Source organism: Arthrobacter oryzae (assembly GCF_003634095.1).
Taxonomy (GTDB): domain Bacteria; phylum Actinomycetota; class Actinomycetes; order Actinomycetales; family Micrococcaceae; genus Arthrobacter; species Arthrobacter oryzae.
Genome location: NZ_RBIR01000001.1, coordinates 1 through 23,008, shown reverse-complemented (window position 1 = coordinate 23,008; position 23,008 = coordinate 1). Strand labels below are relative to the sequence as shown.

Below are 23,008 nucleotides of genomic sequence, written 5' to 3'. Positions count from 1 at the left end.
CCCTACCTGCTATTCCCGGGCCGGTCTTTCCAGGCTTGCCGCGTAGTCCGGGACATAGCGGAACAGTTCCCGCGGCGGCCGCGTGTAGTTGACGGCTTTGGGCCGCTCCGGCAGCGTGACGGGTTCTGTCCGTACCTCGGTGTAGTCGATGCTGGAGAGCAGATGGGCAATGAGGTTCACCCGGGCCCGGCGCTTGTCCTCGGCTTCCACGACGAACCACGGCGATTCAGCGGTGTCCGTCTGCACGAACATGTCGTCCTTGGCCCGCGAATAGTCTTCCCAGCGCAGGATTGCTTCGCGGTCCATCGGTGAGAGCTTCCATTGCCGCATGGGATCGTCCAGGCGGGACTTGAACCGCCGCTCCTGCTCCGCGTGGCTGATTGAGAACCAGTACTTGAACATCAGGATGCCGTCCTGGATGAGCAGGCGTTCAAAGACCGGGCACTGTGCCATGAAGCGTTTGTGCTCGGCGGGCGTGCAGAAGCCCATGACATGTTCGACGCCGGCGCGGTTGTACCAGGAGCGGTCCATCAGCACGATCTCCCCGGCGGCGGGCAAATGCGCCACATAGCGCTGAAAGTACCATTCGCCGCGTTCGCGCTCGGTGGGCGCCGGCAACGCCACGATCCGGGCGAACCGCGGGTTCAGGTACTCGGTGACGCGCTTGATCGCGCTCCCCTTGCCGGCGGCGTCCCGGCCCTCGAAGATGATAAGCACCCTCGCCCCGGTGCTCCGGACCCATTCCTGGAGCGCCACCAGTTCGGCCTGGAGCCGCAGGAGTTCAGCCTCGTAGATGCCCAGGGCGAGCCGGGCCGGCCGGCGTCCGGACCCGCCGTCGCGCTTCGAGTGGGTGTCCTTGTGCCCGGGGTGCCCGTTGCCCGGATCACGCGTGCGATGTGCCATGGTTTCCGCTCCGATAGGTCCGGCGCCAGTTCCGGCGCCGCGAAAGTCCCTCCGGCGCCCATTCTCGCCGAGCACGTGGCGGCCGACAAGGGGACGTCATGCCTACGGACCCTGCTGCGTTACGGCGTCCTCTCCTATGCTTGGGCCATGGAAGCCTCAGTGCCCACGCCGATGCAGCCCATTCTCACCCTGACCGTGAACCCGGCCCTGGATGTCAGTTCCTCAACGGAGCGCGTTATCAGCGGCCACAAACTGCGCTGCGGCGCCAGCCGGCTTGACCCCGGCGGCGGCGGGGTCAACGTCGCCCGGGTTGTGCAGCGGCTTGGCGGGCGGACGCTCGCGGTCTACACTGCGGGCGGACCCACCGGTGAGGCGTACCGCCGGCTGATCGAAGCTGAACGGCTCCCAGCCCTCGTGGTGCCGATCCAGGGAAGCACCCGCGAAGACTTCACCGTCGATGAGACGACGACGGGGCGGCAGTTCCGGTTCGTGCTCCAGGGCCCCACGCTGAGTGAGCCCGAGTGGCGGCTGTGCCTGGCGCTGCTGGCGGATTTGATCCCGGCGGGCGGCTATGTGGTGGCCAGCGGGAGCCTGCCTCCCGGGGTCCCGGAGGACTTCTATGCCCGGGTCGCCCGGCTGGCACGCCGGCAGGGGGCACGCTGCATTGTCGACGCCTCCGGCCCGGCGCTCTCCGCGGCTCTCGCCGAGGGGGTTTTCCTCGTCAAACCAAGCCGCCGGGAACTGGGCCTGCATGTCGGAGCGGAGCTGGAGAGCGCCGAGAGCCAGGTTCAGGCGGCGACGGCGTTGGTGGCGGACGGCTCCGCCGAGCACGTCGCCTTGACCCTTGGCGGCGAGGGCGCCGTTCTTGCTTCGGGGTCCGGGATCCTCAGGCTGGCCGTGCCCCGGGTTCAGGTGCGGAGCACGGTGGGTGCCGGGGACAGCTTCCTGGCCGCGTTCATCCTGCGGCTGGCACAGGGCCGGAATCGTGAGGCGGCGTTCCGTGCGGCCGTTGCTGCCGGAAGCGCGGCCGTGATGACCCCTGCCACCGAACTCTGCCGGCGGGACGACGTCGAGCGGCTGGAGGCGGAACTCGCGGCCGCGGCCGCGGCCCGGCCCTAGCCGGTTCCCGCAATGCGGGGTTCCTTCAGCGACCAGGCCGCGGAACGATGGTCTGCTGCCGCGGGCAGGACCCAAGGATCCGCTTCATCGCCTCCTTCTCCGCGACCGTGACCCACAGGCGGTAGGCAGCCTTGACGGAGATCTGGCGCGCCACATAGTGACAGCGGAACGCCTTGTTCGGCGGCAGCCATGTGGCGGCGTCGGACGCGCTTTTGTCCTGGTTGGCGGGACCGTCGACGGCGATCAGGTTCAGGGGGTCGTTGGCCAGGTGTTCACGCTGTCCGGCGGTGAGCTGCTGGGCCCCCTTCTGCCAGGCGTCACCCAACGCCACAACGTGGTCGATCTGCACCGCGGCGCTGGTCTCGGCGCCGCGCCGGAAGGCCATCATGCGGCCAGTGTACGGTTCCTGGAAGTTGCCGCCGGCCACCTGGCACCGGGAGCCGCGGACGAATTCAACGGCCGCCAGGTCCCGGCGGAGGATGTCGTTGCGTGTGTCGCAGCCGTTGCGGTCGACGTCGAGCCACGCCTGGCCGAAGGCGCTCCGGTCATAGGTGTCCTTTGGAGCCCGGCCCTTGACCGCGAGCGTGTCCAACACGCCGGCGGCGCTTCCCGCCGGCACGGCACGGACCGCAACCACCGCTTTCATCCACCCGCCCGCAAGGACGGGGGCCTCGCTGGGACCAGTGGCCGGTGACTCCGCGGCCCCAAACTGCCCGGCCACGAAGAACCAGGCCGCCCCGCCTAGGAGAGCCAGTCCGGTTGCGGCCAGGACCAGCCAGGCCTGACGGGAGCGGCGCCGGGCGCGGCGGAATTGCGTCCACGTGACGCTCATGGGGGTCGCCGGCGGCTGCGTTCTGGCTGCACGCTCCGAGCCTACGACGACGGTCCGACGCCCCGGAGGTTGTCCACAGTGTTGCGGAACGGTGGCCGGGCAGCCGTGGCTACTGTTCCCGGTTAACCCGGTTCAGGTCTTCGTTGGCCAGATCCAGCAGTGACTGGAGCTGGTTCACCCGGTCGTCGTTGACTTCACCTGCCTGGCGTTTCGCGAGGGCGTCGTCGAAGAGCCGTTTCGCCTCTTTGGCGTTGCTCCGCGCGACGTCCAGCGCGTGTTCCAGGGTGGTCTCGTGTTCAACAGCCGGGTTTTGTTCCATGGCTCCATTGTGGGTGCCTTTCCCGGCCGATTCCAGTACATCGGCCGGGAAAGGAGGAGCGAGTCCAGGCTGCGGACGCAAGGTCCCGCCTGGTCGTGGCCGTCAGGCCCCGACGGGCAGCCCGGCCGCCTCGAGGATGGACGCGGCGTCCTTGGCCGGGAAGGACGGCGGGTTGACCCCGGCCATTTCCTCCATGACGCGGACCACCTGGCAGCTGTAGCCGAACTCGTTGTCGTACCAGACGTACAGTACGAGGTTCTTGTCGTTGGAGATCGTGGCCAGGCCGTCGACGATGCCTGCACGGCGGGAGCCGACGAAGTCCGTGGAGACCACCTCGGGCGAATCGATGTAGTCGACCTGTTTGCGCAGCTCAGAGTGCAGCGACATTTCCCGCAGGTAGTCGTTGACCTCGTCCTTGGTGGTGCCGTTTTCCAGGCTCAGGTTCAGGATGGCCAGGGACACATCCGGCGTGGGGACGCGGATGGAGCTGCCGGTCAGCTTGCCCAGCAGCTCGGGCAGGGCCTTCGCGACGGCCTTGGCGGCACCGGTCTCGGTGATCACCATGTTCAGCGCCGCTGAGCGGCCGCGGCGGTCGCCCTTGTGGAAGTTGTCGATCAGGTTCTGGTCGTTGGTGAAGGAGTGGACCGTCTCGACATGGCCGTGGACCACACCGTAGCGGTCATTGATGGCCTTCAGGACCGGGGTGATGGCGTTGGTGGTGCAGGAGGCCGCCGAGACGATCGTGTCCGAGTCGGTGATGGTGCGGTGGTTGATGCCATGCACGATGTTCTTCAGCTCGCCCTTGCCCGGAGCCGTGAGCAGGACCCGGGAGACGCCCTTGCTCTGCAGGTGCTGGGACAGGCCCTCGGCATCGCGCCAGCGGCCGGTGTTGTCCACCACCAGGGCGTCGTGGATGCCGTACGCCGCGTAGTCGACCGTCGCGGGGTTGTCCGAGTAGATGACCTGGATCTGGACGCCGTTGGCGGTAATGGTGTCGTTTTCGAGGTCCACCTTGATGGTGCCCTCGAAGGAGCCGTGGACCGAGTCGCGGCGCAGCAGGCTGGCGCGCTTGGCGAGGTCGTTGTCCGAACCGCGGCGCACCACGATGGCGCGCAGGCGCAGGCCGTGGCCGCCGCCGGCCTTTTCGATCAGGAGGCGGGCAAGGAGCCGGCCGATCCGGCCGAAGCCGTAGAGGACGACGTCGGTGCTGGTGCGGTCGTCGCCGCCGCGCTTGCCGACAACCTCGGCGAGTTCCGCGCGCAGGAACTCATCCAGGCTGGCGCCGTCGCCCTCGGCGCGGTACTTCTCGGTGAGGCGGGCGATATCGATCGCCGCGGCGCCGAGCTCCAGCTTGGTCAGGGCCTCCAGCAGCGGGGCCGTCTCCTCAAGGCGCAGTTCTTCCTTGCTCATCCGGCGGGCGAAGCGGTGGGCCTTGAGGATGTTCATGGTGGACTTGTTGATCAAGCTGCGCCCGTGGATCGAGGTCACCACGTTGTTCTCGCGGTATAGCCGGCCGATCACGGGGATCATGGCCTCGGCGAGCGCCTCACGGCCCATCCACGTATCAAGACAAGAATCTGACGTCTGGCTCACAGAACTACCTTCCTAAAATCCACCCCCTACGTCCTCGTAGGGGGAAGTCGGCCGCCGGAGGGTGTCCGGTACCTGGGCGCCGGCGGGGATTCGGTCCACCCCGGGCGCCTCGCTAAGCGCAAAGAAAACCGCCGGCTGCGAACGCAGACCCGGCGGCAGAACTTCTACGTTCACCATCAATTCTACGGGCGGCCCGACCACGCCTGGCGCCTGTGACGCGTGAAATGACTCACACGGGGTCGGGTGCCCTGGAGGGGCTGGCGAAGCGGCCCACACCGGCGGTCAGCGCGGCGGCGTCCTCGAGAATCATGTCGACGGCCTTTTCCGCGATCATGATGGTGGGAGCCTGGGTGTTGGCACTGATCAGACGGGGCATGATCGAGGAGTCGGCGACGCGCAGCCCCTCGATCCCGTGGACCTTCAGCCGCGGCGAGACGACGGAATTATCGGCGGTGCCCATGGCGCAGGTGCCCACCGGGTGGTAGGAGGTCCGTCCGAAGGAGCGCACAAACTTCACGTACTCGTCGCGGGTTGTCACCGGTGAGCCGTCGCCGATGTGCTCCTTCCTGATGAAGGCCCCCATCGACGGCTGCTCCATGATCTGGCGACTCTGCTGCACGCCGGCGATCGTTATCTCGAGATCGTAGTCGTCCGCAAGGAAATTCGGATCAATAAACGGTGCGGCCGTGGGGTCTGACGACGCGGCGCGGACCGTCCCCCGGCTGCGGGGGCGCAGGAAGTACGAGTTCAGTGTCGCCCCGAATCCGGGCAGCAGGGACACTATGCCTGGCTCCGACCTCGCCGCGGGCAGGAAGTGGAACTGCAGGTCCGGAGTCTTCTCGTCCTTGTTGGCGTGGCTGAAGCCACCGGCCTCGACCAGGTTGGACGCGAACGGTCCGGAGCGGAACGCCAGGTACTCGAGCCCGGCCAGGACAGTGGCCGGGCGCACGCGATTGAACCGGTCCAGACTGTGGTCGTCCTTTAGTTCGTAAATGATGTCCAGGTCCAGGTGGTCCTGCAGGTTCTTCCCGACGCCCGGCAAGGCATGGCGAAGCTCGATGCCGGCGGCCGCAAGGTCAGCCGGGTCGCCGATGCCTGAAAGCTGAAGCAACTTCGGGGATCCAAAGGCACCGCTGGCGACGATCACCTCGCGCCGTGCACTGTAGGTTCGCTCAACGCCGCCCTCGATCGCCTGGACCCCGACGGCGCGGCCATTCTTGATGACCACCTTGGAGACGGTCACATTGACCCGAACTGCGAGGTTCGGCCGCTTGCGTGCGGGTTTCAGATAGGCGACGGCGGCGCTGCACCGGCGTCCGTTCCTGGTGGTGGTCTGGTAGAAGCCGACGCCGAGCTGCTTGGCGCCGTTGAAATCGCTGTTGAAGGGGAGCCCGAACTCCTGGCCCGCCTGCACGAATGCCGCCGAGAGCGTGTGCGGACTCCGGGGGTCTGAGACGCCGAGGGGCCCTTGAGTTCCGTGGCGGGGTCCGGAGAGTCTCGAATTTGACTCCGAGCGGACGAAATACTTGGAGATCTCGGCGGCGGACCAGCCCTCGCACCCGTAGTCCGCGACCCAGCCGTCGTAGTCCTCGTCCACCCCCCGGGTGAAAACCTGGGAATTGATGGATCCGCCGCCGCCTAGCCCGCGACCCTGAGGGAGCGGGATGCTGCGGCCGTTGCTGTGTTTTTGCGGGATGCTCTGGTACGCCCACTGGTAGGGGCCGCCCTTAAGCCTCGGGAAGCCCGCCGGCATATGGATGAAGGGATGGCGGTCGGATCTGCCAGCCTCGAGCAGCAAGACGCTAACGGACGGGTCTTCGCTCAGCCTGCCGGCCAGGACGCTGCCCCCAGTGCCACCTCCCGCAATCACGTAATCGAATGCTGCATCGTTCGGCACAATGACTCCTCAACCATCACCGAATGCATCACTACTTGAAGCGTTCATTGAAGTCTCGGGATTCACCGGGGCGATGTCAAGCATTTATTCAGCCTGGAACCCCGGCGGGCCGGCGGGATGCGTCACGGATTGACGGCGCGCAATGACGGCGGGGTATTTACGGCGGGGAGGACAGGCTCCGCGCCGGGTGAGTGGATGGGTTGACCGATACGCCGGGTTCTGTGTTCCCGCGCTGTTGCCGGCGCGGGAGTAGCGGCCATCCATCTACGAACGCCGTTGCCGACGCCCTCCAGCGGCCTACCCGGGCACTCGGGCGAGCAGCCCTCAATCGTGCCCTGTCTGGCCTTGCTCCGGGTGGGGTTTACCTAGCCTTTCCGGTCACCCGGGAAGCTGGTGGTCTCTTACACCACCGTTTCACCCTTACCTGCCGTGCGGCCTGTGCAAGCACACGCCGTACGCAGGCGGTCTGTTCTCTGTGGCACTGGCCTGCGGGTTACCCCGAGTGGGCGTTACCCACCACCCTGCTCTGCGGAGCCCGGACGTTCCTCGAGCCACTTGCGTGACGCGCGGCCGCCTGGTCAACCCATCCGCTGTTCATTCTACGGTCTCCCCCGCCGCCCCCGGCCCACCGGGGCCATTTGACCCGACCGGTGGGAGAATTGGAGCAAGATTCCTGCTAGGTAAGGAAGCGATTGCCGTGAACTGGACCGCCATCATCAGCTGGCTGCTCGTCATTGTCCTGGTACTCATTCTGGCCAGGATGTCGATCAAAATTGTGCGCCAGTACGAACAAGGCGTCCTGTTCCGGCTCGGCCGGGTGGTCGCGGTCCGGATGCCGGGCCTGCGGTTCATCATCCCGGTGGTGGACCGGCTTCAGCTCGTCAGTCTGCGAATAGTGACAATGCCGATCCAGTCCCAAGGCATCATCACCCAGGACAACGTCAGCGTCGACATCTCGGCGGTGGCCTACTACCGGGTGATCGACGCCGTGAAGTCCGTCGTGGCGATCGAAGATGTGGCCGCAGCCATCAACCAGATCGCCCAGACCACATTGCGGAAAGTCGTCGGCCAGCACAGCCTTGACCAGACGCTCTCCGAAACCGAGCGCATCAACACCGACATCCGGCAGATCCTGGACGCCCTGACCCTGGAATGGGGCGTCGAAGTGACCCTGGTCGAACTCAAGGACATTCAACTCCCGGACAGCATGAAGCGGGCCATGGCCCGGCAGGCGGAGGCCGAGCGGGAGAAGCGGGCCAAGATCATCTCGGCCGAAGGCGAGGCGATCGCGGCCGTGGCGCTCGGCCAGGCCTCCGACACAATGATGGCCCATCCCGTCGCCCTGCAACTGCGGAACCTTCAGTCCCTCGTGGAGATCGGGGTGGACAAGAACTCAACCGTCGTCTTCCCCGCGCCGCTCATGAGCACCATTGCGGAGCTGGGCACCTTCCTGACGCGCGAGGCCCAGGCGGCCAAGGCAGGGATGGCGGCGGCAGCAGCAGTTACAGCACCAGCGCCGGGAGCACCAGAAGTAACGGCACCAGCGCCGGCAGCAGTAACGGCACCCGCGCCGGCAGCACCACCGACGGCCCCGACGAACCCGCCGGCCAAAGCCGCGTAGCGTCACGTGGACGGGCGCATGCTGCCGGCCGACGCCCTGCCCCTCCTCGTCGGCTCCGGCCTGGGCGCCGGCCCGACGGGCCGCCGCCGGTAAGATCGTACGGTGCTAATTCTGCTGCCGCCCTCGGAGGGCAAGACCCCCGCGACCGGCGGGGACGCCGCCGACTGGACCACCCTGAGTTTTCCCGCCCTCAACAGTGCCCGGGCCAAGGTCCTTGACGCGCTCGGCACGATCAGTGCCCACGAGGACGCGCTGGCGCTGCTGGGCGTCGGCCCCTCCCTGAGTGCCGACGTCGAACGCAACACCCGCCTGCACGCCGAACCTGCCGCCCCGGCCCACCAGGTTTACTCCGGTGTGCTCTATGACGCCCTCGGCTACGACTCCCTGACCCGGGCGCAACGGACGAAGGCAGACAATTCCGTGCTGGTGGTTTCCGCGCTCTGGGGCGCCATCCGCTTCGCCGACCGGGTGCCTGCGTACCGGCTGTCGATGGCGACCTCGCTGCCCGACGTCGGGCGCCTCGCCTCGTTCTGGAAGCCGCTACTGAACGATGCCCTGGCTGCGGCCACGGGGGGCGAGCTGTTGGTGGACTGCCGGTCCAGCACGTACGCCGCGGCCTGGACTCCCCCACCGGAGCAGACGGTGGCCGTGAACGTCTTCACCGAGACGGCCGGGGTGCGCAAGGTGGTCAGCCACTTTGCCAAGCACACCCGCGGCGAGCTGGCACGGCACTTGCTCAGCCGCAGGGGCAAGGCCCCCCAAACCCCGGCCCAGCTGCAGAAGGCGGCGGCCGAGAAGTGGCCGGCGGAACTGGTCGGCGGCACGGCCCGGAAGCCGCACACCCTGAACATCATCCTGCCTGGTTAGGATCCTCCCTGGTTAGGCGTCTTTCCCACGGACGCAGTGACTGCCGTTGCGATTGCTTGAAACGGCCGCAGCTGCGCGTCAGTCGGGTGGTCAGGCCCACTCGGACGAGCGGACCAGGATGCAGCCGGAGTCCGGGCAAAAAACGATGTCGTCCTCGGCCGCGGCTTTGATCTCGGCGAGGTCACCCGGGCTGAGCTGCATGCCGGATCCCTCCGAGGTGCCGTGGAACAGCCGCGCCGCGCCCACGCCGCGCTTGGCCAGGGTCTTCTCGTAGACGGCCAGCATTCCGGCGTCGAGTCCCGCGGCGAACTCGGCACGCTGCCCGCGCACCACGGCGGCCTCGGCGGCGATCTCGGCGAGCTGCTCGTCCAGTTCCGCGCGGATGGAGCCGAAGGAGCCCTGGATATCGTCGACGATCTGCTGCTGCGCGGCCTGCCGGGCGCGGAGTGAATCGAGCCGTTCCAGGACTTCGAGCTCGACGTCTTCGAGGTCGGAGCGGCGCTTGTTGAGGGAGACGAGGTCGCGCTGCAGGGCGACGAGGTCCTTGGACAGGCCCGTGCCGCTGTTGAGCTTGGCCTCGTCGCGCACGATCCGGGAGGCTACTTGCTCGACGTCGGCCTCTGAGCGCTTGAGCTCGAGTTCGGCGTCGTGGACGGCCACTTTGGCGGCGCCAAGTTCGCCGTTGGCCACGCTGAGCGCCGCCTCCAGGTCGGTGATCCGGGAGTCGCTTTCAAGGCTGCGGCGGCGGTTGGACAGGGACTTGAGCTTGGCATCGAGTCCCTGCAATTCGAGCAACTTCAACTGTTCCGCCGGTGCTGCCTTGGCCACTATTTACCTCCGCTTGTTCCCTTCCGGCCGGAGCCGGGCACCGTACCGGCGCTTACTAGACTCTAGCGCCTAGCGTGCTCCCCGGCCTCGCTACGCTCACCCGGGGCCCCTCGCACGCCAGGCTTAGCCCGGAGTCAGTATGAAGTCCCACGGGTCGCTGTTGGTGGTGCTGACCCGGATCTCGACGTCGTGCCCCTGATCGGCGAGGACATTGCCCAGCGCCTCGGCGGCGGCAGGGAGCCACAGCCATTCGCTGGCGAAGTGTGAGACGTCAATCAGGTAGGGCCGGTCATTGACGGCCGCCTCGCGCGCTTCGGACGCCGGGTGGTGGCGCAGATCCGCTGTCAGGTAGACGTCGGCGTTGCTGGCCCGCACCTGGCCGAAGAGCGAGTCGCCGGCGCCGCCGCAGACGGCCACTCGCCGGACCAGCCCGTCCCGGTCCCCGGACACGCGGACGCCCCCGGCCACGGAGGGCAGGATGCCGAACACGCGGGCCGCGAAATCGCCCAGGGTCAAAACCTCGTCGAGCTCGCCGACCCGGCCGATGCCTTCCTCGGGGAGCCCGTTCGCGGCTGGCGTCAGCGGGGCCACGTTCTGCAGTCCCAGGGCGTCGGCCAGGACATCGGAGACGCCTCCGACGGCGGAGTCACCGTTGGTATGCACCGTCATCAGCGCGGTCCCGGACTCGATGAGGCGGTGCACGGCCTTGCCCTTGGCCGTGTTCGCGGCGACGCTCGTCACTCCCTTGAGCAGCAGCGGATGATGGGTGATGAGCAGCTCGGCGCCGAAGTCGATGGCTTCCTCGATCACCGCGGTGGTCGGATCGACTGCGAACAGGATCCTGGTCACCTCGGCATTCGGGTGTCCCGCGACAAGGCCCACCTCGTCCCAGTCCTCGGCCAGCGATTCGGGCCAGAGTTCCTCCACCGCAAGCTGGATCGTCCCCAACGTCACGGCCGCGGGCGCCTCCCCGGTGCCGGAATCGGCGTCGGCGGCGTCGGACTCGGCTGAAACAGCGGTGTTCACAGGTTCCATACCCCCATTTTTACCCTATCCGCGGCCGGCCCTGTCACTCGTAAGAGTCTCGTAAGGTGGCTGGGGAATCATCGGAGCTGTTGAACCATTGAAGAGATCATGAAAACTTTTGTCCTCGGCGGAGGCTGCTTCTGGTGCCTCGACGCCGTCTACCAGAAAACCACGGGCGTCAGCTCGGTCGTTTCGGGCTACACGGGAGGCCACGACCGCAACCCCGACTACTACTCCGTGTGCTCGGGGACCACAGGCCATGCCGAGGTGGTGGCAGTGACGTTCGACGAGGACATCATCCCGGCGGAGGTCATCCTGGACATGTTCTTCGCCCTCCACGACCCCACCACGCTGAACCGCCAGGGCTACGACGTCGGGACCCAGTACCGCTCCTCGATGTTCTACGAGACCACCGAGGAAAAGATCCTGTTCGAGGAAGCGATCGAACGGAACCAGGCCCTGTGGCGCCACCCGATCGTCACGGAGGTCAGCCGGCTGCCGAAATTCCATGTGGCCGAGGAAATCCACCAGGACTACTTCGCCAAATACCCGGAGCAGGGCTACTGCCAGGTGATCATCAACCCAAAACTGGCCAAGGCGAGGAAATATTACTCTGCATGGCTTAATGCTTAGCTAGGGTCAGCAGGCGCTCGTTAGGCTGACCGAAGTCAACCCTCTTCAAAGACAGGCATACATACATGGCACCGATCTATGACGATGTAACCCAGCTGGTGGGCGGAACTCCGCTGGTCCGGCTGAACCGGCTGACCGAAGGCCTTGACGCCACCGTGGCCGTCAAGCTGGAGTTCTACAACCCGGCCAACAGCGTCAAGGACCGGATCGGCGTCGCCATCGTTGATGCCGCTGAGAAGTCCGGTGCCCTCAAGCCCGGCGGGACCATTGTTGAAGGCACGTCCGGCAACACCGGAATCGCCCTGGCCATGGTGGGCGCGGCCCGCGGCTACAAGGTCATCCTGACCATGCCGGAGACCATGTCCACCGAGCGCCGGGTCATGCTGCGCGCGTACGGCGCGGAGATCGTCCTGACCCCCGGCTCCGAGGGCATGCGCGGCGCCGTTGAGAAGGCCCAGGAGATCGTGGCCAACACGGAGAACTCCATCTGGGCCCAGCAGTTCGCCAACGAGGCCAATCCCGAGGTCCACCGCCGCACCACCGCCGAGGAGATCTGGACGGACACCAACGGCAAGGTGGACATCTTCGTCGCCGGCGTCGGCACCGGCGGCACCGTCACAGGCGTCGGACAGGTCCTTAAGGAACGCAACCCCGACGTCCAGATCATCGCCGTCGAGCCGAAGGACTCCCCCATCCTCAACGGCGGCGCCCCGGGCCCGCACAAGATCCAGGGCCTCGGCGCGAACTTCGTCCCCGAAATCCTCGACACCAACGTCTACGACGAGGTCATAGACGCCACGCTGGAGGATTCCGTCCGCGTGGCCCGCGATCTGGGCATCAAGGAAGGCATCCTGGGCGGCATTTCCTCCGGCGCGATCGTCTGGGCGGCCCTGGAGCTCGCCAAACGCCCGGAGAACGCCGGTAAACTCATTGTTGCTGTTGTGTGCGACTTTGGTGAGCGCTACATCTCCACCGTGCTGTACGACGACATCCGCGGCTAGGCCCCGGCCGCTGTCCCACGATTCCCCAGAAAGGTCTTTGTGAGCTTCTTCGCAAGACTGAAAGAAGACCTCGACGCCGCCCGGTCGCACGACCCGGCGGCTCGGGGTTCTTTTGAGAACTTCTTCGCCTACTCCGGCCTGCACGCGATCTGGTTCCACCGCCTGACGCATCGGCTGTGGCAAAACCCCTCCCTGCGGTTCCCGGCACGGCTGATCTCCCAGCTGGCAAGGTTCCTCACCGGCATCGAGATCCACCCCGGCGCCACCATCGGCCGGCGTTTCTTCATCGACCACGGCATGGGCGTGGTCATCGGCGAAACCGCCGAGATCGGCGAGGACGTCATGATCTACCACGGCGTGACCCTCGGCGGCCGCTCGCTCGCGAAGATCAAACGCCATCCCACCATCGAGGACCGCGTGGTGATCGGCGCCGGGGCCAAGGTCCTGGGACCCATCACGATCGGCCGGGACAGCGCAATCGGAGCCAACGCCGTCGTGGTCAAAGACGCCCCGGCCGAATCCATCGTCACCGGCGTGCCGGCCACTTGGCGGCACCGCGACGCGCAGCGCGAAACCAAGCCCGCCGTCGACCCGGCCGAATACCTGATCGAATACCGCATCTAGGGTCCTGCGCAACCACGGTGGCCGCCTCCGGGATGCCTCGTGGGTGCGGCTGGTGTTTTCGACCGGAGCCTTCTCACCCGCTGCGTGCATCGCTAGGATGTCGAGCACAGCGGCGCGTCCGTCCGCAGTGTCCTTTGAATTGGCGCCGTCCGAGCACGCGAGCCTGCGAGGAGGCACACAATGCCCAACGGTAAGCCGAACATCCTGGTCATTTGGGGAGATGACATCGGTATCACCAACCTGAGCTGCTACAGCGACGGGCTGATGGGATACCACACACCAAACATCGACCGCATTGCCGAAGAGGGCATGCGCTTCACGGACTCCTACGGCGAACAGAGCTGCACCGCGGGGCGGGCGTCGTTCATCACCGGCCAGAGTGTGTTCCGCACCGGGCTCAGCAAGGTCGGCATGCCGGGAGCTGATCTCGGGCTGCGGGCCGAGGACCCCACTATCGCGGAGGTCCTCAAGCCGCACGGCTACGTGACCGGCCAGTTCGGTAAGAACCACTTGGGCGACAAGAACGAATTCCTGCCAACCGCCCACGGCTTCGACGAGTTCTACGGCAACCTGTACCACCTCAACGCCGAGGAGGAGCCGGAATCGCCCAACTGGCCGAGTGTCCGGGAATTCCCCGGGTTTAATGACCGTGCACGGCCGCGCGGGGTCATCCGCTCGTGGGCAACCGAGGATGACGACGGCACGGTGGACGGGCGGTTCGGCCGGCGCGGCCGGCAACGCATCGAGGACACTGGCCCGCTCACCAAGAAACGCATGGAGACGATCGACGAGGAGTTCGGCGCCGCCGCGATGGACTTCATCGGGCGCGCGCATGGCTCCGGCGAGCCGTTCTTTGTGTGGATGAACACCACGCACATGCATTTCCGCACGCACCCGAAGCCCGAAAGCATCGGGCAGGCCGGCCGCTGGCAGTCCGAGTACCACGACACGATGATCGACCACGACAAACTCGTCGGCGTACTCCTGGACCACCTCGACGAACTGGGCATTGCCGACGACACGATCGTCATCTACTCCACCGACAACGGCCCGCACATGAACACCTGGCCCGACGGGGGCATGACCCCGTTCCGCAGCGAGAAGAACACCAACTGGGAGGGTGCGTTCCGCGTCCCCGAAATGATTCGCTGGCCGGGCCACATCCCGGCGGGCGTGGTGTCCAACGAGATCGTCCAGCACCATGACTGGCTGCCGACGTTGCTCGCGGCGGCGGGCGACACGAGCACTGTCGGCGAACTCAAGCAGGGCAAGTTGATCGGCGACCGCACCTACAAAGTCCACATCGACGGCTACGACCTGCTTCCCTACCTCACGGGCGAGGTCGCCGCCAGCCCCCGCAAGGGGCTCGTGTACTTCTCCGACGACGGCGATGTGCTCGCCCTGAGGTTCGACAACTGGAAGGTGGTCTTCATGGAACAACGCATCCAGGGCACTCTCCAGGTCTGGTTCGAACCCTTCGTGCAGTTGCGGATCCCAAAACTCTTCAACCTGCGCACCGACCCCTTCGAACGGGCGGACGTCACGTCGAATACGTACTTCGACTGGCTTTTCGAGAACGACTACCTCATCTTCGCCGCCCAGGCGCTCATGACCGAGTTCCTCGCCACATTCGAGGAGTTCCCGCCGCGTCAGCGCGCCGCGACGTTCAGCATCGATCAGGCCGTGGAGAAACTGCAGGCGTTCCTGGCCGGTGGCGATTGAACCAGAACCTCGCCATGCCGGGCGGCCCTGAGGGGTTCGTACGCCTCGACGGCGGAGAGTTTACGATGGGCTCGGACGGGCACTACCAGGAGGAGGCCCCGGCGCACCGGGTACGGGTCGGCGGCTTCTGGATCAGTCCGGCGGCCGTGACCAACCGCGAGTTTGCGGACTTCGTCCGGGCGACCGGCTACCGTACGGTCGCGGAGCGGCCCCTCGATCCGGAGATGTTCCCGGGTGCGCCAGCCGAGAACCTCGTCCCGGGTTCAATGGTCTTCACGGGGACGCCGGGCCCCGTGGACCTGCTGCACCTGAGCCAGTGGTGGGCGTGGACGCCCGGCGCGAACTGGCGCAGGCCGTTCGGGCCTGGCACCTCCATCGGCAACCGGGCCGACCACCCGGTGGTGCATGTCGCGTACGAGGACGCGGAGGCCTATGCCGGGTGGGCCGGATGCCGGCTGCCGACCGAGGCGGAATGGGAATACGCCGCCCGCGGCGGTCTTGAGGGTGCGCAGTTCACGTGGGGCGACGACCCCGAGGACGCGTACACGCCCCGCGCGAACTACTGGCACGGCGACTTCCCATGGCGGGCACAACGCGGCTACGGCTCGACCGCGCCGGTGCGTTCCTTCCCGCCGAACGGGTTCGGACTCTATGACATGGCCGGAAACGTGTGGGAGTGGACCAGCGACTGGTACCGGCAGCACGACGCCGGCCCCGGATGCTGCGTCCCGCGCGATCCCCGGGGCGGGGAGCGCAACGCCAGCGTCGACCCGGGTCAGGTCCCGGTGCCCCGCAAGGTCATTAAGGGCGGCTCGTTCCTCTGTGCCGACAACTACTGCCAGCGGTACCGGCCCGCCGCGCGGCGCCCGCAGATGATCGATACCGGGATGAGCCATGTCGGATTCCGCTGCGCTGCCTCATTCCCGGAACCCAGGGCCGGCGTGGCATCGGCGCCGGACACGGGCCTAGGCCCCGGGTGAGGGCCGCCGGCAACCCGGAGCCCTAGCTCGGGAACCGCTTGTAGATATTCCAGAGCACCGCGTCGAACGTCCGGTCCGGCAGCAGGCGGCGCAGCAGCAGGATCCCCCGGGCGCTGGCCCCAACCGGGTACCGGGTCCTGGGCCGCCGGGCCGTCGCGGCGTGCAGGATGGCCCCGGCCACGAGTTCCGGCCGGGTCGAGGTTGCGGCGTTGTCCGTGGTGCCCAGCGCCGCCGCGACCACCTTGGCCTGCGCCGCGTAGGGACCGGTCCCGGAGCTGGTCAGGAGCCCCTGGGCCGCGATGGCGCCCCACTCCGTCTGCGTCCCGGCGGGTTCGATGATGGCCACGTCAATGCCGTGCGGCTTGAGCTCGACCCGCAAAGAATCGCTGAGGCCTTCCACCGCAAACTTCGTCGCGTGGTACCACGCACCCAGCGGCTCGTACATCTTCCCGCCGATGGAGGAGATGTTAATGATCCTGCCCGCGCGCGCGGTCCGCATGGCCGGGATCACGAGCTGGGTCATGCGCGCCAGGCCGAAGACGTTGACATCGAACTGCCGCCGTCCCTCGGCCAGCTCCACTTCCTCAAGCGAGCCGTACGTCCCGTAGCCTGCGTTGTTGACCAGCACGTCGATGCGGCCGTGGGCGGCCAGGACCTGCGCGACGGCGGCGCTCATCGAGTCCTCGTCCGTCACGTCCAGCGCCAAAACCCTGACGCCGGAGGCCTTCAGGGGCTCCATCTTCTCCACCCGGCGGGCCCCGGCATAGACCGTGAAGCCGGCTGCCGCCAGCTTCTTCGCGGTTTCAAAGCCGATCCCGGTGGAGGCGCCGGTGACAATCGCTACTTGCTGGGGCATGGGCTGAGCTCCTTGGGCGCTGAATTCCTTGGGCACGGGCCGTTCGGAAACGCGAACGGCCGGCGTCTCCCAGAGTAACTGGAAGGCGCCGGCCGCCGCGTCGGACCCGGGTGGGTCAGTGCGTGTCGACTGCCTCGATCTCGGACTTGTCCTCGCCCCAAAGGGTGTGGAAAGTGCCCTCGGCGTCGACCCGGCCGTAGGTGTGCGCGCCGAAGAGGTCGCGCTGGCCCTGGATGACGGCGGCCGGCAGGCGCTTGCGGCGCAGGCCGTCGTAGTAGGCCAGCGAGGACGAGAACACCGGCACCGGGATGCCGAGCTGGACGGCGGTGGCCACCACGCGGCGCCAGGCCGGGAGGACCTCGGCGATCGCCTTGGTGAAGGCCGGGGCGAAGAGCAGGTTGGCCGGCTTCTCCGCGGCGGCGTACGCCTTGGTGATCTCCTTGAGCAGTTCTGCCCGGATGATGCAGCCGCCGCGCCACAGCGAGGCGATTTCGTCCAGCTTCAGGTCCCAGCCGTATTCCTTGGCCGCGGAGGTGAGCATGTCCAGCCCCTGCGCGTAGGAGACCAGCTTGGAGGCATACAGCGCCTGGCGGACGTCCTCGACGAAGCTTTCGGGGACCTCGACCGCGGCCTCGCCGCCGGCCAGCAGTTCCTGGGCCAGCTGGCGCTGCTCGGTCTGCGAAGACAGGGCGCGGGCGAACACCGATTCTGCGATGCCCGACGTCGGCGAGCCCAGCTCAAGCGCGGAGATGACCGTCCAGCGGCCGGTGCCCTTCTGGCCTGCGGCATCCACCACGACGTCGACGAACGGCTTGCCGGTCTTCGCGTCGACGTGGCCGAGGACCTCGGCGGAGATTTCGATCAGGAACGAGGCGAGCTCGCCCTTGTTCCACTCTTCGAAGATCTTCGCCTGCTCGGCCGGTTCGATCCCGGCGCCGGAGCGCAGGAGGTCGAAGGCCTCGCCGATGACCTGCATGTCGGCGTATTCGATGCCGTTGTGGACCATCTTGACGAAGTGTCCGGCGCCGTCGGTGCCGATCCAGGCGCAGCAGGGCTTGCCGTCGACGTGGGCGGCGATCTTTTCCAGCAGCGGGCCGAGGGCGTCGTAGGACTCCTTGGAGCCGCCCGGCATGATCGAGGGGCCGTTCAGGGCGCCCTCCTCGCCGCCGGAGACGCCGATGCCGACAAAGTGCAGGTCCTTCTTCGCGAGGGCGGCTTCGCGGCGGCGGGTGTCCTCGTAGTGCGAGTTGCCGGCGTCGATGATGATGTCGCCCGGTTCCAGGAGCGGCTCGAGCTGCTCGATCACGGAGTCCACCGGCTTGCCGGCCTTGACCATGATCAGGACCCGACGCGGCTTCTCCAGCGAGTCAACGAGCTCCTGCAGCGTCTCGGTACGGACGAAGTCGCCGTCGTCACCGTGCTTCGCGAGGAGGGCGTCTGTCTTTTCCACGGACCGGTTGTGCAGGGCGACGGTGAAGCCGTTCCGGGCCAGGTTGCGTGCGAGGTTGGCCCCCATCACCGCAAGGCCGGTGACACCGATGTGTGCTGACATCAAAACTCCAATTCATTTCTTTACACCATGTATGCACGGCGATTCTTGTAAGACGTTCATCTAGCACTCGGGCAGGTTGCGCCGCATGGGGGCGGAACCCGCGCTCGAGGATCAGTGGCTGTCCATAAACCATATGTATTTCCGCGGGTCGCGGGAAAGCAGCGCCCACTCCGCGGAATAACTGCGCGTCACAAACAGTCTATGATCACCGGCGCCGGCCCTGCCGTTCAGCCCGGACGGGCCCGGCAGCATTATGCTTACGACTATGCCGACCAGCCTCCATACCCGTGCCGTTGAGCACCTCGGGACCCGGATCGTCGCGGGCGAACTTCCGGCCGGGCACGTCATGCTTGCCGAGCACCTCGAGGACGAACTCAAGGTCTCCCGCTCGGTGGTCCGGGAAGCTGTCCGGGTGCTGCAGTCCCTAGGCCTGGTGGAGACCATCAAGCGCGTGGGCATCCGGGTGCTCCCCTCCAGCCGCTGGAACCCCTTCGACCCGCTCGTGATCCGCTGGCGGCTCGCCGGCGAGGGGCGCGGCGCCCAACTGCGCTCCCTGGCCGAGCTCCGCACCGCCGTCGAACCGGTGGCCGCCGAACTCGCCGCGGCCAACGCCCCGGCCGAACTCCGCCAGGAGCTCGTGGAGATCTCGCACGCCATGCGGGAAGCCGGCCAGGCCGGCGACGTGCCCCGGTTCCTTGAGCTGGACATCCTGTTCCACTCCCTATTGCTAACCGGCTCCGGCAACGAGATGTTCGCCAACATGGTGGGCCAGGTGACCGAAACCCTGACCGGCCGCACCATCCACGGCCTCATGCCCGACCACCCGCGGGAGACGGCGCTGCAGTGGCACGTGGAGGTCGCCGAGGCCATTGCCGCCGGGAATGCGGCCGCCGCGCGGGAGGCCTCCAACCGGATCATGCGGGAGACCATCACGGAGATGGAGCCGAGCTGGAAAAACCAGCCCCGCGTGTTTGTCCCGCTGCAGCGTCACTAGCCCCCAGCACTGCGGTCAATTAAGCCATCGTTTAGCGATTTTCGGCGGTCCGTTAACCGGCCGGCGCGTTTCACATTTCCAAATGTTCACGGTATATTCGTAACAAGCCTTCCACCGCGGCATCCCCCAATAGTCGCGGTGGAAGGCTTTTCCAATGCCCGATTACGGGCCCCGCGTGGCCCTTCGGGGGAACGCGGCCTATGCGGCGTCGGCCACTGCCTCCCTCAGCCGCCACCCGCCGCCCAGCCCGTCCCGGATCAGTTCCATGGTGGTGAGGGACGATCCGCGGTTGCGGCCAAGCCTTGCCTGGACCTGCCAGACCTCGACGTCAACGCGACTCAGGCCCTTCGGCATCCGGCGCTCGGCCTCCCACCAGCTGACCCGTTCGAACCACCGGACCGGCTCGGCGCCGATCAACCATTCCCTGCCCCCGCGGACGACGGCTTGCGGCCGCCCGTCCGGGCCTGTCTTCACTATCACGTGCTCCATGCCCGTCACACTAGGCGGGGGCCCGGACATTCCTTAGTGCCCGGACCGGCGGGGCGGGCAAGGCGGCCGGGTTTTCCTCTCCCCTAGGGTGCCAGTGCAGCCGTCCGCTGCCCCCGGTGGCGGGCGATCCTGGCCCGGCGATCCGCGGTGGCGTTGGAGTTTCACCAAGGGCTCACAGGTTGCCCCAAGGATGACGTGTCAAAGTTCTGCGGTGACAACTGAACTGCGCCAAGCAACCGGCGACAAGCTCGCCGACATCCACTACTACGCCAAGGACCTGGAGGCCTCCGAAACCCCTGAAGAGGCCCACGTAGGCCACAACCTCATGCTGATCCTCAAGGGCAAGAACAAGTAGGCCGCGACGTCCCTGGCGTGGGGGGCCGGACGCGGATCACACGCACCGGGAGTGGATCCGGCCGAACGCCCGGAATACACCAAAAAGCCCCGCCGCTCCGGAAATATCCGGAACAGCGGGGCTAGATAATTTGGTGGGTCCTACCGGGATCGAACCGATGACATCCACGGTGTAAACGTGGCGCTCTACCAGCTGAGCTAAAGACCCAAACCGCGGTATCCGCGCTTGCGCGCTTCAACCAACGAACAGTTACTGTACCGGATCGGACCGGGCAAGCGCCAATCGGGCACCGCCGCCCCTAAAGCGGCGGGAGCTCGGCCGCCAGCCAGGTCAGGGCCCTGCTGACGCCGGCTTCCAGCTTGACGGCGGCCAGGCTGTCACCGCGGGTCGGCCCCCTGTTAATGATGACCACGGCCTTGCCCTGTTTGGCCGCGTGGCGGACAAAGCGCAGGCCGCTCATCACGGTCAGCGACGACCCCGCGACAAGGAGGGCCCGGGCCTCGTCGACCATGGCGTAGGAGCGCTCCACCCGGTCCTTGGGCACATTTTCCCCGAAATACACGAAGTCAGGCTTCAAAGTGCCCCCGCAGGCCGGGCAGCGGGCAACGACGAACGATTCGATCAGTCCGGCGTCCTCGACAGTGGCGTCGGCGTCGGGGGCCATCTCGACCGCCCCGGCGGCCCGGGCCCGTTCCAGGAACCCGGGGTTGAGTTCATCCAAGACCCCGGCCAGCAGCCGGCGGCTGTACCGCCGGCCGCAGTCCAGGCACACAACCTGGTCGAACCGGCCGTGCAGGTCCACCACGTTGACGCTGCCGGCCTCCTCGTGGAGCCGGTCGACGTTTTGGGTGATGAGCCCGGTGAGCAGCCCCCGGTGTTCGAGCCGGGCTACCGCAGCATGGCCGTCATTGGGGTCCGCTTTGCGCAGGTGCGACCAGCCGATGTGGTTGCGGGCCCAGTAGCGCTGCCGGTTTCCCGGCTCGCCGATGAATTCCTGGTACGTCATGGGGGCGCGCGGGGCAGCGCCGGGGCCGCGGTAGTCCGGGATGCCCGAATCGGTGCTTAGCCCGGCGCCGGTCAGCACGGCGAACCGCCCCCCGGCGAGGAGTCCGCGGATGTCCCGCAGGGCAGCGAGCTCGCCCGGCTGGAGCTCCCCTGAAGTCGCCTCGGCGGCCACGACCGGAGGGAGACTGGCGAACCCAGTCATGCCGATTCCTGGCCGCCGCTGCCTCACCGGATCAGTTCCCGCCGAGCCCCGCGAGGGCGGTCCGGTATTCGGCGAGGTCCCGGGCCTGGCCGCGGGGATTTACCACTACATAGCGGACGATTCCGGCCGCGTCGATGATGAAGGTGCCGCGCAGGGCCATCCCGCTGTCGGCGTCGAACACCCCGTAGGCCGAGGCCACGGCGCCGTGCGGCCAGAAGTCGGCGAGGAGGTCAAAGCCGTAGCCTTCTTTTTCGGCATAGGCCCGCTGGGCGAACTTGCTGTCCACGGAGATGGCCAGCACGGTAGCGCCGGCGGCCTCGAAGAAGGCCAAATTGTCCCGTATTTCGCACAGTTCACCGGTACAGATACCCGAGAAGGCGAAGGGGTAGAAGACAACCACCACGTTGCGCCCGCGGAAGTCCGAAAGCCGGACCGGCTCGCCGAACTGGTTTGCGAGCTCGAAGTCCGGTGCGGAATCGCCGACGGCGGGTACCCCGCCGGGAGCAGGGGACACGGCGCCGGACGGTCCGCCGGCCGCGCGTTGGACCGCTTGGGTCACTTGTTCTTCCGCGTGACCAGCCGGGTGGCGCTCCAGTCCTTCGAGACACCGGCGGAGGTGGTGTAGTGAAGTCCCGCGGTGGGCGCGGCGTCCTGGATGTCCGCCGGGGACACGTAGCCGACCCGGCCGGACTTGGGGGTCAGGACCCACACGACACCGCCCTCCGTGAGGGTGGTCAGCGAATCGACCAGGGTGTCGACGAGGTCTCCGTCGCCGGCCCGCCACCACAAAATGGCGGCGTCGACGACCTCGTGATCATCTTCGTCCAGGAGCTCAGACCCCGTGAGGTCTTCGATGTCGTCCCGCAAGTCGAAGTCGACGTCCTCGTCATAACCGAATTCCTGAATCAGGTCCCCGTCTTTGAAACCCAGTTTCTCCGCCACATTTACCGAAGTGGCGGCGTCGGCCTCGCTCACGTGTTGCTCCTATGCTCTGTGAAGTGCTTCATGTCTTGAATGGCACTAGTGATTTCCATTACTCCAAGCCAACACCCTTTGAGCTCGCGCTTCAAGCTGTTGACCCCGCGATCCGCCATATTCTGCGTCACACAGGGCGATCCGAACGCCGTAATGCAGCGCTTGGTCACACAACCAGTATGCCCGTGAATTAGAGCGGGGGGACCATGCGGCGGCTACGCATCCGCCAGCTCGCACGGCTAGAGTGGCTGATGACGACTACGCCTGCGCGGGCAACCGCCCTGCTGACACAGGCAGGCGTACCGTGATTGGACCTTGCCCGGCGCATACGACCGGGCTGTTGTAACCGATATGTCGCACACGACGCGTTCACGCCAGGCAGTCACCCTGCCCGGAGCTGAGGGTGCCGATGGATGCGCTCAAAGAGAGGTTGGACGTGGCTGCAGGAGAAGATACCTCCCATATCCTCAGCGGGTTGACAAACCAGCTGCCTGATCGTGATCCGGAAGAGACCGCCGAATGGCTGGAGTCCCTGGATACGCTGATTCAGGAACAGGGCACGGAGCGTGCCCGGTACATCATGCGCAGCCTGCTTCAGCGGGCCGGCGCGCAGAG

24 protein-coding genes, 1 tRNA gene and 1 other RNA gene are annotated in these 23,008 nt (G+C 66.9%); 11 read left to right on the top strand and 15 right to left on the bottom strand.

Annotated features, from left to right (window positions below; translation table 11 throughout):
- Positions 1-9: 9 nt before the first annotated feature.
- The gene (gene ppk2, locus C8D78_RS00125; RefSeq protein WP_120949890.1) at positions 10-903 is read right to left on the bottom strand and encodes a polyphosphate kinase 2; all 894 of its coding nucleotides are present in this window, start codon (positions 901-903) and stop codon (positions 10-12) included.
- 147 nt (positions 904-1,050) lie between these two features.
- Here ppk2 and C8D78_RS00120 point away from each other — a divergent pair, with 147 nt between their 5' ends.
- Positions 1,051-2,022: a 1-phosphofructokinase family hexose kinase gene (locus tag C8D78_RS00120; protein ID WP_208641825.1), complete on the top strand. Its 972-nt coding sequence runs from the start codon at positions 1,051-1,053 to the stop codon at positions 2,020-2,022.
- A 25-nt stretch (positions 2,023-2,047) separates the two neighbouring features.
- Here the strand turns inward: C8D78_RS00120 and C8D78_RS00115 are convergent, their stop codons facing one another.
- From C8D78_RS00115 to rnpB, 5 genes are all read right to left on the bottom strand, one after another.
- Complete coding sequence (locus C8D78_RS00115; RefSeq protein ID WP_120949888.1) at positions 2,048-2,854, bottom strand: HNH endonuclease family protein; 807 nt, start codon at positions 2,852-2,854, stop codon at positions 2,048-2,050.
- A 109-nt stretch (positions 2,855-2,963) separates the two neighbouring features.
- A complete protein-coding gene (locus C8D78_RS00110; RefSeq protein ID WP_120949887.1) occupies positions 2,964-3,173 on the bottom strand; it encodes a hypothetical protein in 210 nt (69 codons plus the stop codon).
- Between the two features lie 102 nt (positions 3,174-3,275).
- Positions 3,276-4,766, bottom strand: coding sequence for a glyceraldehyde-3-phosphate dehydrogenase (locus C8D78_RS00105; RefSeq protein ID WP_120949886.1), 1,491 nt, complete (start codon positions 4,764-4,766; stop codon positions 3,276-3,278).
- Positions 4,767-4,995: 229 nt separating this feature from the next.
- On the bottom strand, positions 4,996-6,663 hold the full coding sequence (locus C8D78_RS00100) for a GMC family oxidoreductase (protein ID WP_120949885.1): 1,668 nt from the start codon (positions 6,661-6,663) through the stop codon (positions 4,996-4,998).
- A gap of 192 nt (positions 6,664-6,855) precedes the next feature.
- Positions 6,856-7,249, bottom strand: an RNA gene (gene rnpB / locus C8D78_RS00095) — RNase P RNA component class A.
- Positions 7,250-7,360: 111 nt separating this feature from the next.
- Between rnpB and C8D78_RS00090 the strand changes: the two genes are divergently transcribed.
- Together C8D78_RS00090 and C8D78_RS00085 are read left to right on the top strand one after the other, a co-directional pair.
- Positions 7,361-8,284 (top strand): slipin family protein, encoded by a 924-nt coding sequence (locus C8D78_RS00090; RefSeq protein WP_244208163.1) that lies wholly within the window; start codon positions 7,361-7,363, stop codon positions 8,282-8,284.
- Between the two features lie 102 nt (positions 8,285-8,386).
- Positions 8,387-9,151, top strand: coding sequence for a YaaA family protein (locus C8D78_RS00085; RefSeq protein ID WP_120949884.1), 765 nt, complete (start codon positions 8,387-8,389; stop codon positions 9,149-9,151).
- 90 nt (positions 9,152-9,241) lie between these two features.
- Here C8D78_RS00085 and C8D78_RS00080 read toward each other — a convergent pair whose 3' ends face one another.
- Entirely contained in the window at positions 9,242-9,979 is a 738-nt protein-coding gene (locus tag C8D78_RS00080) for a zinc ribbon domain-containing protein (RefSeq protein ID WP_120949883.1), read from the bottom strand.
- A gap of 123 nt (positions 9,980-10,102) precedes the next feature.
- On the bottom strand, positions 10,103-11,014 hold the full coding sequence (locus C8D78_RS00075) for a Nif3-like dinuclear metal center hexameric protein (RefSeq protein WP_208641824.1): 912 nt from the start codon (positions 11,012-11,014) through the stop codon (positions 10,103-10,105).
- Between the two features lie 99 nt (positions 11,015-11,113).
- On the opposite strand from C8D78_RS00075, the gene msrA reads away from it, so the two are divergent.
- From msrA to C8D78_RS00050, 5 genes are all read left to right on the top strand, one after another.
- Entirely contained in the window at positions 11,114-11,638 is a 525-nt protein-coding gene (gene msrA, locus C8D78_RS00070; RefSeq protein ID WP_120949881.1) for a peptide-methionine (S)-S-oxide reductase MsrA, read from the top strand.
- A 65-nt stretch (positions 11,639-11,703) separates the two neighbouring features.
- Positions 11,704-12,639: a cysteine synthase A gene (cysK, locus tag C8D78_RS00065; RefSeq protein WP_120949880.1), complete on the top strand. Its 936-nt coding sequence runs from the start codon at positions 11,704-11,706 to the stop codon at positions 12,637-12,639.
- A 39-nt stretch (positions 12,640-12,678) separates the two neighbouring features.
- Positions 12,679-13,263, top strand: a complete 585-nt coding sequence (epsC, locus tag C8D78_RS00060) for a serine O-acetyltransferase EpsC (RefSeq protein ID WP_120949879.1) — start codon at positions 12,679-12,681, stop codon at positions 13,261-13,263.
- 180 nt (positions 13,264-13,443) lie between these two features.
- On the top strand, positions 13,444-14,985 hold the full coding sequence (locus C8D78_RS00055) for an arylsulfatase (protein WP_120949878.1): 1,542 nt from the start codon (positions 13,444-13,446) through the stop codon (positions 14,983-14,985).
- 14 nt (positions 14,986-14,999) lie between these two features.
- Entirely contained in the window at positions 15,000-15,965 is a 966-nt protein-coding gene (locus C8D78_RS00050; protein WP_120950604.1) for a formylglycine-generating enzyme family protein, read from the top strand.
- A 22-nt stretch (positions 15,966-15,987) separates the two neighbouring features.
- Here C8D78_RS00050 and C8D78_RS00045 read toward each other — a convergent pair whose 3' ends face one another.
- A complete protein-coding gene (locus C8D78_RS00045; protein WP_120949877.1) occupies positions 15,988-16,821 on the bottom strand; it encodes an oxidoreductase in 834 nt (277 codons plus the stop codon).
- 115 nt (positions 16,822-16,936) lie between these two features.
- Positions 16,937-18,373, bottom strand: a complete 1,437-nt coding sequence (gene gndA, locus C8D78_RS00040; RefSeq protein WP_120949876.1) for an NADP-dependent phosphogluconate dehydrogenase — start codon at positions 18,371-18,373, stop codon at positions 16,937-16,939.
- Between the two features lie 265 nt (positions 18,374-18,638).
- Here gndA and C8D78_RS00035 point away from each other — a divergent pair, with 265 nt between their 5' ends.
- Positions 18,639-19,367 (top strand): FadR/GntR family transcriptional regulator, encoded by a 729-nt coding sequence (locus C8D78_RS00035; protein WP_120949875.1) that lies wholly within the window; start codon positions 18,639-18,641, stop codon positions 19,365-19,367.
- A gap of 198 nt (positions 19,368-19,565) precedes the next feature.
- Here C8D78_RS00035 and C8D78_RS00030 read toward each other — a convergent pair whose 3' ends face one another.
- Positions 19,566-19,856, bottom strand: coding sequence for a hypothetical protein (locus tag C8D78_RS00030; protein WP_120949874.1), 291 nt, complete (start codon positions 19,854-19,856; stop codon positions 19,566-19,568).
- A gap of 211 nt (positions 19,857-20,067) precedes the next feature.
- Here C8D78_RS00030 and C8D78_RS19615 point away from each other — a divergent pair, with 211 nt between their 5' ends.
- On the top strand, positions 20,068-20,211 hold the full coding sequence (locus C8D78_RS19615; protein ID WP_167467812.1) for a hypothetical protein: 144 nt from the start codon (positions 20,068-20,070) through the stop codon (positions 20,209-20,211).
- A gap of 131 nt (positions 20,212-20,342) precedes the next feature.
- Here C8D78_RS19615 and C8D78_RS00025 read toward each other — a convergent pair.
- The 4 genes from C8D78_RS00025 to C8D78_RS00010 all read right to left on the bottom strand — a co-directional run bounded on the left by C8D78_RS00025 (position 20,343) and on the right by C8D78_RS00010 (position 22,393).
- Positions 20,343-20,418 (bottom strand) — tRNA-Val (locus C8D78_RS00025).
- A gap of 91 nt (positions 20,419-20,509) precedes the next feature.
- Positions 20,510-21,418 (bottom strand): NAD-dependent protein deacetylase, encoded by a 909-nt coding sequence (locus C8D78_RS00020; RefSeq protein WP_425266663.1) that lies wholly within the window; start codon positions 21,416-21,418, stop codon positions 20,510-20,512.
- Positions 21,419-21,449: 31 nt separating this feature from the next.
- On the bottom strand, positions 21,450-21,977 hold the full coding sequence (locus tag C8D78_RS00015) for a peroxiredoxin (protein WP_425266662.1): 528 nt from the start codon (positions 21,975-21,977) through the stop codon (positions 21,450-21,452).
- Complete coding sequence (locus tag C8D78_RS00010; RefSeq protein ID WP_120949872.1) at positions 21,974-22,393, bottom strand: DUF3052 domain-containing protein; 420 nt, start codon at positions 22,391-22,393, stop codon at positions 21,974-21,976. The genes C8D78_RS00015 and C8D78_RS00010 overlap by 4 nt, the downstream gene beginning before the upstream one ends.
- 409 nt (positions 22,394-22,802) lie before the next feature.
- Between C8D78_RS00010 and C8D78_RS19870 the strand changes: the two genes are divergently transcribed.
- The coding region (locus tag C8D78_RS19870; RefSeq protein ID WP_244208162.1) for a hypothetical protein at positions 22,803-23,008 on the top strand (206 nt) is incomplete at its 3' end.

Bases quoted from the DNA above. Each gene is read 5' to 3' on its own strand.
- ppk2 (WP_120949890.1), bottom strand. From the start codon at position 903: ATGGCACATCGCACGCGTGATCCGGGCAACGGGCACCCCGGGCACAAG.
- C8D78_RS00120 (WP_208641825.1), top strand. From the start codon at position 1,051: ATGGAAGCCTCAGTGCCCACGCCGATGCAGCCCATTCTCACCCTGACC.
- C8D78_RS00115 (WP_120949888.1), bottom strand. From the start codon at position 2,854: ATGAGCGTCACGTGGACGCAATTCCGCCGCGCCCGGCGCCGCTCCCGT.
- C8D78_RS00110 (WP_120949887.1), bottom strand. From the start codon at position 3,173: ATGGAACAAAACCCGGCTGTTGAACACGAGACCACCCTGGAACACGCG.
- C8D78_RS00075 (WP_208641824.1), bottom strand. From the start codon at position 11,014: ATGGAACCTGTGAACACCGCTGTTTCAGCCGAGTCCGACGCCGCCGAC.
- msrA (WP_120949881.1), top strand. From the start codon at position 11,114: ATGAAAACTTTTGTCCTCGGCGGAGGCTGCTTCTGGTGCCTCGACGCC.
- cysK (WP_120949880.1), top strand. From the start codon at position 11,704: ATGGCACCGATCTATGACGATGTAACCCAGCTGGTGGGCGGAACTCCG.
- C8D78_RS00055 (WP_120949878.1), top strand. From the start codon at position 13,444: ATGCCCAACGGTAAGCCGAACATCCTGGTCATTTGGGGAGATGACATC.
- C8D78_RS00050 (WP_120950604.1), top strand. From the start codon at position 15,000: ATGCCGGGCGGCCCTGAGGGGTTCGTACGCCTCGACGGCGGAGAGTTT.
- C8D78_RS00045 (WP_120949877.1), bottom strand. From the start codon at position 16,821: ATGCCCCAGCAAGTAGCGATTGTCACCGGCGCCTCCACCGGGATCGGC.
- gndA (WP_120949876.1), bottom strand. From the start codon at position 18,373: ATGTCAGCACACATCGGTGTCACCGGCCTTGCGGTGATGGGGGCCAAC.
- C8D78_RS00035 (WP_120949875.1), top strand. From the start codon at position 18,639: ATGCCGACCAGCCTCCATACCCGTGCCGTTGAGCACCTCGGGACCCGG.
- C8D78_RS00030 (WP_120949874.1), bottom strand. From the start codon at position 19,856: ATGGAGCACGTGATAGTGAAGACAGGCCCGGACGGGCGGCCGCAAGCC.
- C8D78_RS00020 (WP_425266663.1), bottom strand. From the start codon at position 21,418: ATGACTGGGTTCGCCAGTCTCCCTCCGGTCGTGGCCGCCGAGGCGACT.